This is a genomic window from Demequina litoralis, assembly GCF_030418455.1.
Taxonomy (GTDB): Bacteria; Actinomycetota; Actinomycetes; order Actinomycetales; family Demequinaceae; genus Demequina; species Demequina litoralis.
The window spans coordinates 32,847-48,672 of sequence record NZ_JAUHPW010000004.1; the positions used below are offsets into that span (position 1 = coordinate 32,847).

At 63.5% G+C, this 15,826-nt stretch carries 12 protein-coding genes and 1 pseudogene; 5 read left to right on the forward strand and 8 right to left on the reverse strand.

Annotated elements, in window-relative coordinates:
* The first annotated feature begins 191 nt into the window (after positions 1-191).
* The 4 genes and pseudogenes from QQX09_RS06085 to QQX09_RS06100 all read left to right on the forward strand — a co-directional run bounded on the left by QQX09_RS06085 (position 192) and on the right by QQX09_RS06100 (position 2,625).
* Positions 192-1,366 (forward strand): annotated as a pseudogene (locus tag QQX09_RS06085) (IS3 family transposase).
* 102 nt (positions 1,367-1,468) lie between these two features.
* On the forward strand, positions 1,469-1,597 hold the full coding sequence (locus QQX09_RS06090) for a hypothetical protein (protein ID WP_301132141.1): 129 nt from the start codon (positions 1,469-1,471) through the stop codon (positions 1,595-1,597).
* A gap of 32 nt (positions 1,598-1,629) precedes the next feature.
* The gene (locus QQX09_RS06095) at positions 1,630-2,268 is read left to right on the forward strand and encodes an acyltransferase family protein (protein ID WP_301132151.1); all 639 of its coding nucleotides are present in this window, start codon (positions 1,630-1,632) and stop codon (positions 2,266-2,268) included.
* Positions 2,269-2,346: 78 nt separating this feature from the next.
* Positions 2,347-2,625, forward strand: coding sequence for a hypothetical protein (locus QQX09_RS06100; protein ID WP_301132161.1), 279 nt, complete (start codon positions 2,347-2,349; stop codon positions 2,623-2,625).
* A 139-nt stretch (positions 2,626-2,764) separates the two neighbouring features.
* Here QQX09_RS06100 and QQX09_RS06105 read toward each other — a convergent pair whose 3' ends face one another.
* The 8 genes from QQX09_RS06105 to QQX09_RS06140 all read right to left on the reverse strand — a co-directional run bounded on the left by QQX09_RS06105 (position 2,765) and on the right by QQX09_RS06140 (position 12,393).
* Positions 2,765-4,090, reverse strand: a complete 1,326-nt coding sequence (locus QQX09_RS06105) for an O-antigen ligase family protein (protein WP_301132169.1) — start codon at positions 4,088-4,090, stop codon at positions 2,765-2,767.
* Positions 4,091-4,216: 126 nt separating this feature from the next.
* Complete coding sequence (locus QQX09_RS06110) at positions 4,217-5,368, reverse strand: glycosyltransferase (protein ID WP_301132179.1); 1,152 nt, start codon at positions 5,366-5,368, stop codon at positions 4,217-4,219.
* Between the two features lie 53 nt (positions 5,369-5,421).
* On the reverse strand, positions 5,422-6,567 hold the full coding sequence (locus tag QQX09_RS06115) for a glycosyltransferase (RefSeq protein ID WP_301132189.1): 1,146 nt from the start codon (positions 6,565-6,567) through the stop codon (positions 5,422-5,424).
* A complete protein-coding gene (locus QQX09_RS06120; protein WP_301132199.1) occupies positions 6,564-7,463 on the reverse strand; it encodes a glycosyltransferase family 2 protein in 900 nt (299 codons plus the stop codon). Before QQX09_RS06120 ends, QQX09_RS06115 begins: the two co-directional genes overlap by 4 nt.
* Positions 7,464-7,590: 127 nt before the next feature.
* Positions 7,591-8,124 (reverse strand): glycosyltransferase family protein, encoded by a 534-nt coding sequence (locus QQX09_RS06125; RefSeq protein ID WP_301132206.1) that lies wholly within the window; start codon positions 8,122-8,124, stop codon positions 7,591-7,593.
* A 577-nt stretch (positions 8,125-8,701) separates the two neighbouring features.
* On the reverse strand, positions 8,702-9,841 hold the full coding sequence (locus tag QQX09_RS06130) for a glycosyltransferase (protein WP_301132217.1): 1,140 nt from the start codon (positions 9,839-9,841) through the stop codon (positions 8,702-8,704).
* A 324-nt stretch (positions 9,842-10,165) separates the two neighbouring features.
* On the reverse strand, positions 10,166-11,632 hold the full coding sequence (locus QQX09_RS06135) for a lipopolysaccharide biosynthesis protein (RefSeq protein WP_301132227.1): 1,467 nt from the start codon (positions 11,630-11,632) through the stop codon (positions 10,166-10,168).
* Positions 11,632-12,393: a polysaccharide pyruvyl transferase family protein gene (locus tag QQX09_RS06140; protein ID WP_301132236.1), complete on the reverse strand. Its 762-nt coding sequence runs from the start codon at positions 12,391-12,393 to the stop codon at positions 11,632-11,634. The genes QQX09_RS06135 and QQX09_RS06140 overlap by 1 nt, the downstream gene beginning before the upstream one ends.
* Positions 12,394-14,316: 1,923 nt before the next feature.
* Between QQX09_RS06140 and QQX09_RS06145 the strand changes: the two genes are divergently transcribed.
* Positions 14,317-15,822: a tyrosine-protein kinase domain-containing protein gene (locus QQX09_RS06145; protein ID WP_301132245.1), complete on the forward strand. Its 1,506-nt coding sequence runs from the start codon at positions 14,317-14,319 to the stop codon at positions 15,820-15,822.
* Positions 15,823-15,826 lie beyond the last annotated feature (4 nt).

Sequence of the window (15,826 nt, forward strand, 5' to 3'; positions counted from 1 at the left end):
CACAGACAAGCAAATCATCACTAAGCGCAAACCGCCAAAAGAAGCTTGCGAAAGCATCGCACTTCGTAGTTGCCGACGCGCGAACTTAGCCTAGTGGACTGATGCGCTCTGGATGCCTTGGATGACCTGCCCCAGGGTTCGGTTACCAGTGGCAGTGTGTCGGCCAGGCTCGATCTCGAGGAGTCCGGACCATGCCCAAGGCCTATCCGCAAGAGTTCCGTCATCGAGCCGTCGCGCTCGTGAGAGCCGGCCGTCCGGCCACCGAGGTCGCCCTCAGCCTCGGCATCAGCACGACCTGCTTGCGCAACTGGGTGCGCCAGGATCGTATCGACCACGGCGAGATCGTCGGCCGGTCGATGACTGAGAGCGCCGAGCTGAAGGGAGCGCGGAAGCGCATCCGTGAGCTCGAACGTGAGGTCGAGGTCCTCAAGGTCGCATCCAAACTGCTGGGTGAGGACAAGCCCCACCCAAAAGGATCCATCCGGTGATCGACGTCCTCGTCGCCGCCGGACACCCCGTGCTCACCTGCTGCCGGATCCTGGGTGTGTCCAAGCCCGGCTACTACCGCTACAAGCATCGCCCGACCTCGCCCACGCAGATGCGCCGTGAATAGCTCACCGGTCTCATTCGCGAGTTCCACACCGCCTCCCGCGGTACGTATGGCTACCGTCGCGTGCATGCGGAGCTGACGATGGGGATGAACGTCAAGGTCAGCGAGCACCTCGTCGGCGACCTCATGGGCCTGGAAGGCATCTACGGACTGCCAGGACCGACGCGGATCAAGAGGCTGCGCGGCGTCGTCACCGCGGACGACCTCGTCAACCGCAAGTTCCATCGGATGAAGCCCAACGAGCTGTGGGTCACCGACATCACGCAACATTGGACCCGTGCGGGCTGGCTGTCCTGCTGCTGCGTCCTGGACGCCTTCAGCCGCAAGATCGTCGGCTGGTCCATCGACTCCAGCGCCGACACCCGCCTCGTCCTGAACGCCCTCGACATGGCCATCAAGACCCGCGATCCCGCCCCCGGCGGCATCGTTCACGCCGACCACGGAGCCCAGTTCACCTCGTGGGCATTCGGCAACCGCATCCGCGCCGCAGGCCTCATGCCATAAGTCGGATCCGTCGGCGACGGGCTCGACAACACGATGATCGAGTCCTTCTGGTCATCCATGCAGATCGAGCTGCTTGACCGTCAGACCTGGAACACCAGAATCGAGCTCGCGAACGCGAGCTTCGAGCACATCGAGATCTGGCACAACCGCGCCCGGCGCCACCCCAGCATCGGCTACCTCACGCCCATCGACTTCGAACTACAGTCAGAAATGCACGCCATCCCCGCCCGCACGACACACGTGATCAGGTAGCCAGACCCTGGGGCAGGTCAGGATGTCAACCTAAGCCGGGGCAGTCCCCGCCCGTGGGTCCGCGAGGCACAGGCGGCCTACTTCCTCGAAGGCGGGAACGTCGTGGCTGTGGCCGACCTGGTGACAGACTTCCGCGACCCCACCACACTCGACCTCGCAATCGTGATCTACGGTGCGTCGCGCCGGACGGCACAGTTCTCCTGGGCGCAGTCCGACCTTTGGTACTACTGAAGCCGACGACGTGCACCGATACCATCTCATCCATGACTGCTATGGGGGAGCGTAACGCGGGTATCGATTTGGTGCGGGTTCTGGGCATTATGGCAATCGTCGCAGGGCACTGCATACCGCTCGGAAGTTGGACTTCCGCACTGTTCATCTGGCACGTGCCTGTGTTCTTCTTTCTCACCGGCTACCTGTGGAAGCCGCAAAGAGCGATTCGCGACGAAGCGGCCAGGCGCACGCGGACCCTGCTCAAGCCCTACCTGTTCTGGTTCTCGGCCACGTATGCACTATTCCTCGCAGGAGCGACACTCTCCGGCCACAGCCCTGACCTGCTGCTCGCGCCGGTCTACGGCGGCTACTACGCAGTGCGGCCTTTCACGACATTCTGGTTCGTGTTCGCGCTATTCGGGACCGCGCTGCTGTGGCGCGTCCTGGAACTCGCACCGCAGTGGGCGCGCGGGATCTTTGTGGTGGCTGCGCTTCTGGTGGCTCCGTTCGTCGGCGCGCCCCTCTCGCAGACGCCGCTCGCGCTCGGCACGTCGCTGTTGGCGGTCGTGTTCGTTGCCCTCGGTCAGGTCACCCGTGCTTACGAGCCGCGAATCGGTTCGGCTCGAGCATGGCTGGGCGCCGGCATGTTTGTGACGGGGGTTGCGCTCACAATGCTGGACGCTGTATAGCCGGTCGGCCTCAAACAGGGCGATTGGGGTACGCCGGTTGCGAGCGCGCTTGTCGCGTCCGCGATGTCGTGGGGGCTTGTGCTCGTCGCCAAACCTGCCGCTGCGGCGCTGAGCGAAAGGGCTTCGGCGGCGGTGGTGACACTTGCGACAACCGGGTTCGCCGTGGTGCTCGCGCATCCGGTTGTGCTCTGGGCGCTCGAGCGGTTCGACATTGGGTGGCCCGTCGTGTTTGCCGCGGCGCTCCTGTTCCCCTGGGCATTCGGCGTGATCGCGTTGCGCACGCCAGCATCGCAATGGGTCACCGGCGCTCCGCAACAACGCTCAGCTCGGAGGCCCGCCGGGGTCCAGCAGGGCTGACAGCGCCCAACACTATTTCCAGTTAGAAACGCCTCCGCTTGCCGCTGTCGCGCGACCTGGGGTACTTCACCGAGCAACTCTGGGGACATTCGGCGAGCGCCGTCAGTGACCGCGGCTCCTCGTCATCTATTGACGTCGCTCACATGGCCGCCGCAGCGGGGCCGACTCCAGACTGTCGTCGGTGCCGGTACCGAGATCGCGCGGCGCGTGCGCCGGGCGATTGCCGGGTTCCGGAGTCCGAGTTGCGTACAAACTGTGCGCGGGAAAACGCATAGACGAAACTCACGAAAGCCAGAGTCGATGGTGCCAGAAGTCCCCAGCCAGTCCACCCGATGACAACGAGTGCGGGGAGGAATGCGATGAGCGCACGTGCATGGTCATCTCCGTCGCTCCACGAACGCAGGCGGCTCATCGCGTGAACTGCGACGGCGACGAAGGGCAGGAAGAACAGAATGGCGCCAACCAATCCGAGCTCGACCAACTCAAGCATGAAGGTGTTGTGCACGGGCCAGCCTTGCGCGGTCAGCGCATCGTAGGAGCCAACCGCTTCGATGTAACGACCTGGTCCGACGCCAAAGACCGGCGTGCGCGCAAACTGTTGTTGCGCGACCTCCATGAAGTGTGCGCGTTCGCCCGAGTCCTGGTCGAACCGTCCGAGAATCGAGTTGAGGAACAGTAGCCCCAACAGGCCAGCGATCACTGGAAGCGCAAACCTGCGAGGAGTGAGCCCATCGCGGGACTGGAAGAGCGACCAGGCCAGAATCATTGCGGCGGCTCCGACCATATTCGCGCGGCTCATTGAGAGGATGATTGCGAGAAGGCCGAAGGCGACGCCAGCAGACGCGAGACGACGACTCATCACGTCCTTGGACTTCGTCGCAGGCAACAAGAGCACGAGGCAGAGAACGAAGATCTTGCCGATCACGGACGGGTGGGCGAACGTCCCACTTGCTCTGCCGCCTTCAAGGATCGCTGTTTGCCCCGTCGTTTCGAAGATGGGAATTCCAATGATCTGGAGTACGCAGATCGCGGCCTGAAGATAGATTATGAATGCAATGATGGCTACGGTGAAGCGTCTGAATTCTGCATACTTTCTGAAACTGTCCCCAAGCAACGCGCCTGCGCTCCACGCAAGAATGGCGAAGAGTATATTGACAGTCCCCCCCCGGACCGCTGAACTCGACGGCCATACGAAAGCCAAACCGAATGCGAGGTATGCGGATAACGGGATGAACAACCACGGTATCACTTGCCGTCGGAAGGAGAGAACCCCCACCATACCGATGGCCGACACCACCGCGTATGTAGCGGTCAGACCGACCGATTCGCGCCCGCCAGTGCGTGGGAAAACTGCCATCACTACGAGCGCTACTAGAAGTGCCGCACCCGCACGGACGGGCGGGCGCGCCGGAAGAAACAGCGCAATGAAGCCCGTAGCGAGAGCCGCCCAGATCAGTGCGCTCAATGAGACCTCCGCCATAAGTCGAGTTTCAGGAATCTGTCGGGGCGTGGATCAACAGTAGTGCCCCCGGCCGTGGCCAAACGCGTGGCACGAATCGCAAGGCGAATCCTAATTGCCAAGCCTTGCCTCTCAGTCCGGTTGCTGATGCCTCGAACGTTGGACAGGTGGCTCAAGGCCAAGCTTGCCAAGGATAAAGTCAGCCTTTTCAGACCAGCGCACATCGTCCGGCAGCGTGCTGATGGCTCGCGGGACGCGTGGCCCCGTCGCCTCAAGTGCTGCGAGCCACGCCACATGATCAGTCGCGCCGAGTACGGTCACCTGATCTAGGCCGCGGCTCGACGCTCCAGTCACGGGGGTGGTGAGTACAGGTAGGCCAGCGGCGCGGTACTCGTATGTCTTGATCACGTCGCCGCCTACTTCCCCCGTGCCCACGCGATGTGGAACCCAACCGATGTCGAGAGTACTAAGCAACGAAGGAACGTCGTCGTAGTGGACATCACCGAGCATCTCAATGTTCGCACACGCCTTCATGGGGCCCGCATATTCTCGGTCGAGAACGGGACCAGCGAAAAGGAATCGCACCTGCGGGAGTTCGCACGCCGCACGCACGATCAGCGCCAGATCTAGGCGACGTCCGATCTTCCCAACATACCCGACGGTCATCGCCCCAGTCGCGGCAGACAACGCGCTGAATCGGTCCGGGTCACAACCGTTCGTCAATAAGGCTACGTCGTCTCTTCCGTACCTCTGGGCGAGCTCCACCGTTCCTTCCGCGTTCGCGGTGACGGAAGATGCATGCTCGAAGAGCACGCGGTAGGCGCGATCGACGTCCCCTCGCACTCCTTCGAACGCGTGATGAATCGTCCAGTCGTCCAAGAGGTCAAACGCAACTGGCTGACGCGAGCGCACAATTGCCTGCCATGCCGAGGATAGCGAGAGAAAGGGGTTCCAGGTGACCACGGGCGTATCTATCACGGGGTTGCCGCGGTGATACGCGTTGAGGGAGTCGACCCACCATTTCTGTCGGTCGCGAAGCGACGGAATCCGGCGGCTCACAATGGTGACCGGCTTGGTGTTCGGCGCTACGGTCCTCGCAGGATAGCGGCGCCATGGTAGGAGCACGGCAGGCTCGGGGCGAGATACCACCGTCACGGTGCCACGGCCGTCCAACCTGTTTCCAAACCACTCGATCAGGTGGCCGTCCCGAGTACGGTAGCCCTCGTTTGAAAGCTTGTGCTGACCGTGCATGGGGTAGGCAAGTAGTGCCGTCTCAATGGTCATGTCCAACCCTCTCTCGTGTGAAGCGCGAGCGGTCCGCGCGCCGACAGAACTGCCTAGTCCTTTGGTTCAGGGTTCGCATCTTCACCGCGCCGCGCGGTCCCCGAGACCACGCTTTCGACGAACTGCTCAAGTTCGCGTGCACGCCGTTGCCATCTATACATGCGCGCGTGTACTTGCCCCGTCAAATTGGGACTCGCGAGACTTAGCAGTTCCTCAGCGCCCGCAAACGCGCCGGCGTGCCCATCGTAAAGTCTGACGCCTTGAACGTGCGGTCGCGCGGCGAGTCCTGGCGTTTGCGACGCCAGCACCTGAAGCCCCGACGCGAGGTACTCGAAGTACTTCATGGGGCTTCGGGCAGCGTTCATAGGATCGTCGGTCAACGGAAGCAGCCCGATTGAGTACGACTGGAGAAGCCGCGGGACGTCGTCGTAAGGTACCGGCCCGAGCAGTGTGATGTTGCCCGGCAGCCGTTCGCGTGGCGGACTTGTGACGGGACCTGCCAAACCGAATGGAGTATTCGGGTGCCTTCTGGCCAATGCTATTACCAAGTGCCAGTCGAACCGACGGTCCAGTGCGCCCACATACACGAAACCCGTCCGGCGTGCCACGGCGTTGTTGCCGAAGAAGGAGTCGTCGACGCCGTTTTCTAGGACGAGTTGTGGCTTCCCGGTGGCGCCTGCATGTGCATCCGGGGCGATGACTGGTGAACACCACACTACGCCGTCGGCACGGCTGAGCACCTGTTGTTCCAGCCGCGCTCCGCGCGGCGATGTCTGCATGTCGGTCGACCGGTATATCACCGTGCCTCGAAACCCGACGAGTGCTTCGGCTAGGAACAGTTGGTCGATGATGGCGACATCAGTGCCTCGGCCGTGGCCCTGGCGCAACCAAAGTTGAACGGAACGTGAACGCCGCATGAGTCGGATCGGGGCGATGGGCCGTGGCACGTCGTGCCACACGCCCGCGTCGTCCCGATAGCCCCCGTCGAGTAGTCGCCGGTGTGCATCGCCCAGCGGCGCGGTTGCTCGAGCCAGATTGCGTCCCATCACTTCGCGATTGAGGGCACGTTCGACGAGTGAAAGCGGAGTAGACAGATGCACTACATCGTGCCCTGACCTCGCCAGCTCTCGGCTCAGATGGTGGCTTCCAAGCCGAAACGTGGAACCCAACGGCACGTTGCTCAGGAACGTGATCTTCATGCGTTTGCCTCGCTCAACGCGTCTTTGATCCGGCGAATCGTCGTATGCCCATACGTGTTCGCGATCTGGATGTCATTCCGAGACTGCTGAACGTTTGACAGGTACAGGCCGTCTTCTTGCGAGTCAGGTGTAAGCGGGAACTCCAGCGGGAGACCGTGAACTTGTCGCGTTGGCAGGCCGGCTTCAACGCTGACGTAATGCAGCCAGACGTCGTCTGCCTTGGGCGCGAGCTGGGTGAACGCCGTGCCGAAGTTCCTCAGCGCCGCCTGCATGCGAGGCGGATAGAGAACGCCCGAGACACCGGTGGGCAAGTTGGCGTAGCTTGGTGCAGAAGTCCAACACTCGCGCCATGTGTTGTACGGAAGCAGTTCGCCGGCATCCGAGAACCCGACGACGTGGGCCCGATAGCAGGTGAGTTCCGCCGCATTCGCGTGCTTGAGAAGCCTACGAAGCCAGAAGCGGGGAAGAACAACGTCGTCGTCAGCGGTTGCGACGAATGCGTGTTCGGGCATTCCTGCCTCGCCCGAGACAAGTGGCCAGTACTTCGTGTGCGGGCCGTAGTTCGCGGTGAGACGCACCTCGAGCCCGCGTGCCTGCAGACGCTTGATCGCCGGCGGCAGATTTTCAAACGCCTTGGGGTCGTCGAGCCACAGGATGAGTCGCGATGGCCGCGAGTCGCCTGCCGCGATGGATTCAAGCGCGAGGTGCACAGAATTTATCCGTGCGCCGTGCGTTGTCATCGAGACCGCGACCGGCGAGTCGCCAACGACTGGGATGCTGCTTTCGTGATTCTGCGATTCAAGCAATCGTGCCTGCCTGGGCGCGAGGCGTGCAGCGCCTAGGTGGTAGACCTTTCGCGACACACGCTTGGTGATTGGTCGCTCGATTCTCAGCATCGCTGCCCGGCCGTTCGCACTCGTGCTCTCCTCTGTTTTGCGCTAAGTCGGCGTCAATGAAACGCGGGTACGCTCGGTACCGCAAGGCCGCCTGAACTGCCAAGTGCTCGCGATCAGTGTTCCCGCGTCAGAGTTCTAGATCTACGGAGTCTTTGTCCCCGAGTGCCTGCAGATACGCCTCTCGGTGAGCCTGTCCTATCGAAGGCCAGTCCCGATGGTCCATTGACACTGGCCCGATCGATGCCCAATCCGTGGACCTGACCCGCGCTACTGCGGCGGCAAGATCATCCGCGGTCAGTTCCGCCGCATACAAGTGAACGTAGTCGTCGCCGAATTCTTGACGCCAGGCGATGGTCACGTCGTTGGACGGAACTAGGATCGGCCTGTCGAGCGACAGAGCCAATAGCGCCGCTCCAGAGTTGTGAATATCCCTGTAGGGGAGAACGACAAGTTCGCTGTCCACGATTGCGGTCGCGAGAGCGTCGTCGTTCACGCGCTCCAACTCAAGACGAATGCTCGGCTCATCGCCCGCGATCTGGTGGAGACGTTCGGCTAGAGCCCTAGTCTGCGGAGCGCCGATCACCCGGAGACTCAAGGAATTCTCGCCCTGCGCAAGGATGAACTCCTGGAGAAGGTTCTCAACGCCCTTGTACGGACGCACGAGGCCAAAGAAGAGTAGGCCCCCGCGGCCTTCGCGCGCTTGCGTCCTTGAACTCGGCACGCGGTACCAATCGCGATAGTGTCCGTGTGGAATGTGGACGGCGTGCACTTCCCGAGGAACGGGAGTGAATGGATTCAGTGCTATCCAGACATTGGCTCGGCGCAGCACCCGCTGGAGCGCGCGCGAGTCACCTCGAGAGAGTTTCTCATGCGGCGCGGTGTTGTGAGCTGTATACAACACCGGTGTTCCAGTGATCCACAACCTGGCCAAGACCAACTCAATCAAGGCCCGTCGTACTGGACGCCTCCAGCCCTTCGTCTGCTGGAACCAGTGCTCGGGCCAGTGGAAATGAAAGACGTCGTAACGTCCCAGCAGTGCCCTTCGCCAAGTGAAGGTTTGGCCGTTGACGTCGCTAGGCAGGCTACCGAGGAACAATGGCAGGAATGGGTTCGACTGCTCGTGTGGCTCTCCGAAACTGAAGAGCACTCGAATGTGTTGTATCTGCATTCTTTCCCGATGAGGCGTTCTAAGGCGGTGGCGACCCGCGACGTTGCGTTCGTATGAAGGGCATATTCGTCTACGGCCTGTGGCTACGGCTCGACTGGAGCCGCGTCGACTCGAGGTGGCCGCAATCGCTTAGCGCATCAGCATAGCGTTCGTTCACGTGCTGCCACGTGTAGTGCTCGAGAGCTCGGGTTGCCGCACGCTTGCTCATCTGGTCGAGACGAGGCCCGTCGGCGATCAGCGTCTTGGCGGCCGCAGCGATTTCGGTGGGTTTTGGTTGAACGAAGACGCCACCGTCGCCGAGGACTTCGCGGTTGAAGGGAGTGTCCCTGGCAAGAGTCGGAGCGCCGAGCGCCATGGCTTGTACGAGCGCGGGGTTCGTGCCTCCCACCGAGTGGCCATGAAAGTACACGCCCGCGTGCTGCCACAGGCTGTGTAGTCGTGAATCGTCATTGATATGGCCGAGCCAGTGGACGCGCGGGTTTGAAGAAGCCAAGTCTTTCGCCCGGGCGTCGAGCATGCCGCCAAATCCAGATGACCCGACAATCACGACATCGGCAACGTCCGCGATCTGCGCGGCGGCTTCGAGGAACTCGGAGACCGTATTCTCGGGCACGAAGCGTGCCACCATGAGCACGTATCCTCGATGTGTGAGCCCCGGCTCCAAAGGCAGATCCAGGTCGGTGAACTCTCCGCCGTACGGGATGTACTCACCTTCACGGCGGAACTCGCTACCCCAGCGGCTGGCGATCTCGCGGGCATCGAAAACGAGCGTTGTTCCGTATTTCGCCGTCAACTTGGCGCCCGTGCGGAACACCCGCTTCGCGATCCGCCCCCATTTCGCGCGTTCCCACTCGATCCCGTCGACATTCACGACGGTAGGAATCTTGGCAAGCCGAAGCAGGGGGAGCCAGTATCCATTTGCGCAGTTCATGACGAGCGCGACATCCGGTCGCGCTCGCAAGGTGTGAAGTGTGGAGGAGAAGCCATACGAGAGCGTCGAGAGCGACTTGGTGTTCATGCCCCACGTGTCGATGCTTCGAATGCGTGGATCGCGCGTTGGGTCGCTCGACTTCGTAGACTCGTGCCGGCCGTATACAGTCACGTCCCAGCCCTGGTCGGCAAGGTGGGGGGCAAGGTTCCTGACGGCGGTTTCGAAACCACCGTAGTAGCTCGGGTACCCGCGAGTGCCAATTACAGCGACAGATGGCAAGAGGCAGACCTTTCTAAGTTACATAGGTGGCCGAATCGGAATGCGATGGGCGAGAGCCTTGCGGCCGCGGGCGAACCGAGGAGTGGCCAGTCGCCTGCACCATGCCGGGCGGAGACTACTTTGAGCGCGTTCTCACCTGGGCCGGCACTTGACTTCGGGGCTCATCATAGCGATAGCGTCGCCCGCGCAAACCCCCATGGCGGAAGCCTACCTGAGTGAGCAGTTGTGCTTCGCCGCGGAGCCCAGGGCGCTCGCTTGGTCTGTGGGTTCGAGGGGTCCGTGGCATTGTGGTGCACCGCCATCAGTCGTCGCGTTCGAGGGAGTTCACCTGCTGCGCCGAAGGACTGCGAAGGCTCGCCTTCCAAGGTCGCGCCACGTTTCGCGAGCCTCCGGGACCAGGGCAACGGATGCCACCGCCACAGCTGCATAGCTCGTCATGCCGATGGCCAAGCCCACCCAAGGCGATTCGCCGGGATTGATGACCTCCGAGACAACCGCGCCAACTCCCGCGGCCGGAAGATAGACGGCGATTCCGATGGCGCCGGAGCGCAGCAGCCTGCTGGCGTCGACGCCTTGATATGACCGTACCCAGGCATAACCGATCGGCCAGAGAATCAGCAGTCCGATCGAGTAGCCTGCGGGGATACCAAGAGGGCCCACGAGCGACCCGAGAACGATGCTGCCAATCACGATAGGGCGCGTTGCGAGAGCGAACTTCAGGTTCGATGCGGTGCGACCGTGACTGAGAAAGATCCAGTAGGTGGCGTAGCTGGCCGCCTGGGCCGCCGCGCCGACGATAAGAATTCGCATGTATGTCGAGGCGGGGGACCACTGAGAGCCAAGGACCGCCTCGATAAGGTCAGGCGCAACTGCGGACATCAGCCCGAGGATTGCCAGAATTGGGTAGAGCAACATTCTCTGCCCGTGCTCGACGTAGCGCGCGTATCTTCGCGCATCATCCTGCAGGGTCGACAGCACCGGTAGCGCGACCCGCGTCGCCGGAGCATTCAGTTGATTCAAGGGAAGCATGACGAGCTGGAAGGCGCGGTCGTACATGCCCAGAGCACTGGCGCCGAACTTGACGCCCATCACGACTGTGTCGATGCTTCTGCTCAAATACCCGAGCAGTTGTACAGCGACGAGGTTTCCCCCGAAAGTCAAGAGATGGCCGATCCGCTCAGAGCGTGCGTACATTCCCGGTCGCCAGCGCACGAGCAACCAGGCGAGAATCGCCCCGAGTGCAGCGATCGTGACCTGCTGCGCGACGAGTGACCAGTAGCTGGCGCCCAAGGCAGCTAGCACGCATGCGACCAACAGGCCAACGATCGGCGGTGCAGTCTCGATGACGGCGAGTTTGCCGAAGGCCATCTCTCTGTTCGCTAGGGCGCGGTGCTGAGCACCCAGCGCGTTGAGGGTGAACGTGGCCGCGAGCACAGGGACAATCGCCGCAAGGCGCGGTTCGTCGTACGTACCGGCGATCGCGGACGCGCAACTCCCGATGATCACGCTGAGTGCGATGCCGATGGATGTCGACAACCAGAACAGATTTGAGCGCTGCCCGCCCGAGAGTTGCCGCGCTTGAATGGAAGCCGTCGACAGGCCGAGGTCTCGCACGACCTCACCGAGGCCAACGACCGCGGCCACCATCGCGACCAGGCCGAAGTCTTGCGGGGACAACAGGCGAGCGAGAACGACGAGCCCTATCGTGCTCGTTCCCGTGCGCAACAACTGACCAGCCAGCGTGATGCTAGCTCCGCGCGATGCGCTGGACGCGAGGCTGGGCGCCGTCATCAGTACGCCTTGTGGGCTGAGGTGGCGTGCGGCAGCTCCCAGAGGTCGATCGGGAAAGCTGCGATCACGCCGTCGGTGCGCGGCCGGGGGGCGTTCGACAGCGCCTCAAGGGCCTCATCCAAAGAGGAGTGGCGGACAATGCCGTGTTGATTGGTGCCCTCGTAGTAGTCGAGGTACTTGAACCGCGGCTCACTGGCCGACGCGACCCAAGCACTCGGGACGCCAAGCGCGTCAGCGATCACGAGCCCGTGCAGGGACGATGCCACCACTGCTCGCGCCTTTGCGATCTGCTCAATGACCGAGCGGATGGGTTGGCACGGGTCAACCACGCTCGCGCGATCGCGCCATTTCTCGAAGTCATGCAGATTCGGGATCGCGGCAACCACCGCATCTGGGACGGTTGCTCGCTTGATCCCGAGAGCGCCCGGGGCAAGGAGGCCAGGGTCTCCATACACTTCAGGGACCGAGATGCCGAGGTCCGAAAGGACTTGAGCGGTGCGAGGTCCGCGCACCGCGCGCACGTCGAGATCCCGCGCGACGATCGCTGTGATGGGTATCTTCCCATTCACGCCGGTTCCCCAGACCACGTCGCCATCCTGCGCGAAATGCGCGATCGAACCGACGGTCAGGAGCCTTCGCGCCGGCCGAGATGCCTTGGAACCGATCGGCACCAGCGAGCGAACCACCGCCGGGCCGAGAAGGTCGCCGAAGTTGTTGATGCGTGCTGGCCGCTTTGCGAACCTTCCAAGTCGCCCAGGCACGAGCGGTCTTCTTGGATTCCAGTGAACTACCTCAATGCCGTCGACACGCACGCTGCAACCCCCAGTCCGGGCCCTCGCCCAAGCATCGGGGAACGATTGTACGGCTCTGCGCTTAGGGCGGTGCGCGCTGTTCAGGTTCATGCGTTCACCGAGCGGTTGGCGATGGCCCCGAACACACGCACCGATGGCTAGGCAATCGGGGTCTTCGGTTGCCGTATCTTGACGACGGCGCCGCCTCGCCCGCTGGCGCAGCGGAGGAACGACGAGCGCTGCCACGCACCCGCGCATGGGCGAGCAGTCCCGAGTAGCCACGGAGGCGCCGTCTGCCCGAGCGAGTTGCGCGGGTCGGCCCTCCGCGTCCGCGTGGCGCCACCCTCGTCTAAACCGCGGCCCACGTGGAGGGTTTGGGTGTTCCAGCGTGGCGCCATCGGAACCGGAGGCAGGAGGGTCGATGGAGCAGACCTCCTCCGCCAACCGCTAGGGCCGAATGGGCCTCGCCAGGCACCGCGCCACCCGCGCCCCGGTTGCGTGAGGTCAGACGTGTCGTCCGGGTTGGACTGCGTCCGACTTCAGGGCTCGAAGCGCTTCGTTCCGACACCGACTGATTGGGGCGCGTTCTCTTTGCCGGCGCGGGCTGCGAGTCGCCATCTGCAGGGCTTGTCTCGCCGACAGCCGGCACATAGTCTGGCCAAGGGGATAGGTACCCAGGCGGGGGGCCTGGAAGTGGGTCATGAGGGTAATACGGTGCGCGACGGGCTCGGCTCGCAACACGCCGCGAATGGCGTTTTGTTCCACGCTTCGCCTCGGCCGCTTGTCGATGCACTCCGGGTGCTGGCGACCTTCTCAGTGACGAAGCGCGGTCGTCGAGTGTCGCGCCAGATCGCTGAGATCGGCGTATCTGTTGGGCTTGGATCTCCCGCGGGAACGCGCCTCACTCGCATCGTGGCTTCCCTCGCATATCCTGAGGGGTGCGTGCCGCCCACGAGAGTCGACGGAACGCGCGGTCGTGGGCGCTGGTCCGTCATTTCGGCGGGCGAACGCTCCGCACAGTTGCAGTGGGAGGGCACGCTGACGGTGCGCCACCCGGTCCGAGCACAAGTCTTGTTGCCACATGCCGTCCCGGGAAACTACGTGTTGGTTGCTGAGGTCGCAACCGAAGATCGTGCCGTAACGCGGATTGGCCCTTACTCAGCGCGCGTGCGTAGTCGATCCCGGCGGGACAGCTAGCCGCGGCGCTGCAAGGCGATGCGCTCGGTCGAAGTGCACTTTCGGAAGGGCTCCTGATGCGGGCCGACGCTGAATGGCGACGTTGGGGCGCGCCTCACGACGCGACGGGCAGCCAGCGCCGCCGGAGAAATGTGATGTGACATGCCTCCCGGATGAAGCGTCCTCGCGAGATCGCGCCACTATTGCGACGGAGATCTACTGGGGTGTGACAGGTGGAGGCGCGGCAGACACCGGCAAGCGTGTCTTCTCGCTCGCTCTCGAGGGTGGCGCGATCAAGATCAATGAACTCGACATCAACGCCCAGGTCGCCCGATCGGCGCGTGCACCACGACGAACACGATCGCCGTGGCGGACGGGACGCTCAACATCGCCCTGATGCCATCAGTGAGCCAGCCGACGGTCTCGGCGATCGAGGCCGTCGAGGACTTCCTACGCCGCGGCGCTCGCGTCGCCTGATCGTTCGCGCTCGAGGTAGCGCGGACCGTGGTGGGGCTGCCCCGGCATCGTTTTCGTAACCTCAACCGGTCCTGGGGCCGTCCTGGCCTCCTGTGCGGTGCGGCAGGAGCGTCCTTGGCCCACGAGCGAGCTCGAGAGCCGTGCCGGCGCAGGTTCATTGGTGCTCGGAGCGGCCTGGATTCGGCCAACCTCCCCCATCCGTAGACTTGCGCCACGACCGGCACGGAATTGAGGGCACGGATGGACCTCCAGGACTACATGCGCGTGTTTCGCGCGCGCTGGGTCGCGATCGTGCTCATCACGGCGCTCGGCGGCGCCGCCGCCTTCGGTTGGACGCTCACCCAGTCCAAGGTCTACACGGCTACCGGATCCGCGATCATCACCACTGGTGCAAGCGAGGATCTCGGCAGCGCGCTTGTCGGCGACAACTACGCGAAGTCGCGCGTGAAGAGCTACCTCGACATCGCGAAGTCACGCAAGGTGGCGGAATACGCGATCGAGGACCTCGGACTCGACTCGAGCCCGGACACGCTCGTCTCGCGCGTGACGGTCAGCAATCCGCTCGACACCGCGGTGCTGCGAGTCGCTGCCAACGGGTCCAGTCCCGAGGAGGCGCGCGATCTCGTCGAGGCCTGGATCTCCGGCATGACGAAGGCCGTCGCGGACATCGAGAACTCCGGCGCGGAGGATGGCGACACGCAGTCCGTCGTCGGCCTTCAAACCCTCGACAGCGCTGTCCTGCCCGGCGCACCCTCCAGCCCCAACGTGAATCTCGCCGTTGCGCTCGGCCTGCTCGTCGGCCTTGCTCTGGGCATCGCCTACTCACTCGTCAAGGCCACCCTCGACCGACTCCTTCGCAAGCCCGAGGACGTCGAGCGAGAATTCGACATCCCGGTACTTGGCGCACTGCCCTTCGACGACGCGATCGCCAGAAGCGGCGTCGCGCTCGGCCCGTCCGACTTCGCGATGACCGAAGCGATCCGCCAGGTCCGCACCAACCTCCAGTTCATGGACGTCGACAACCCGCCCCGCGTGATCGTGGTGACGAGCTCCCTTCCCGGTGACGGCAAGTCGACCAGCATCATCAAGCTCGCCGACGCGATCGCCGAGTCCGGCCGTGACGTGGTGCTCATCGACGCAGACCTCCGCCGACCGTCAGTGGCGAAGAACCTCGGCCTCGTCGAGGGCGCGGGCCTCACCGATGTCCTCGTCGGCCGCGCGCGAGCGCAGGACGTGCTCCAGTCCTACGGTTCGACTGACCACTTCTACGTGATGGCCGCTGGCGCCATCCCGCCCAACCCGTCCGAGCTTCTCGCCTCCGACGCGATGCACAAACTGCTCTACAGCTTCCCTGCCGGTGCGATCGTTCTCATCGACACCCCGCCACTCATCCCGGTGACCGATGCGGCGGTCCTTACCGCGCGTACCGACGGTGCGTTGGTGGTGGCCCGGTCCGGGAAGACCACCATCGACCTGCTCGACCGCGCGCTGCAGAACCTCGATCGCGTTAACGGCCGCGCGCTCGGCATCATCGTCGACGCCATGCCGCGCAAGGGTGCCCACAAGGACGCCTACGCGTACGACTACACGGCTGGCGATGACCGGAAGCACGGGAAGAACGACGGCGCCGCATCGGTCCCCGCAACGCCACAGCATGCCGTCGCCCGACGTGGCAAGCACTACGACGCATTGTCGCTGCCGGGCTGCGACGAAATCGTCGAGCCAGTCGACCGTCCCCGGGCCTGACATG

Coding starts and splice junctions, on each gene's coding strand:
- QQX09_RS06095 (WP_301132151.1), top strand. CDS start 1,630: ATGACTGCTATGGGGGAGCGTAACGCGGGTATCGATTTGGTGCGGGTT.
- QQX09_RS06110 (WP_301132179.1), bottom strand. CDS start 5,368: ATGACCATTGAGACGGCACTACTTGCCTACCCCATGCACGGTCAGCAC.
- QQX09_RS06115 (WP_301132189.1), bottom strand. CDS start 6,567: ATGAAGATCACGTTCCTGAGCAACGTGCCGTTGGGTTCCACGTTTCGG.
- QQX09_RS06120 (WP_301132199.1), bottom strand. CDS start 7,463: ATGCTGAGAATCGAGCGACCAATCACCAAGCGTGTGTCGCGAAAGGTC.
- QQX09_RS06135 (WP_301132227.1), bottom strand. CDS start 11,632: ATGACGGCGCCCAGCCTCGCGTCCAGCGCATCGCGCGGAGCTAGCATC.
- QQX09_RS06145 (WP_301132245.1), top strand. CDS start 14,317: ATGGACCTCCAGGACTACATGCGCGTGTTTCGCGCGCGCTGGGTCGCG.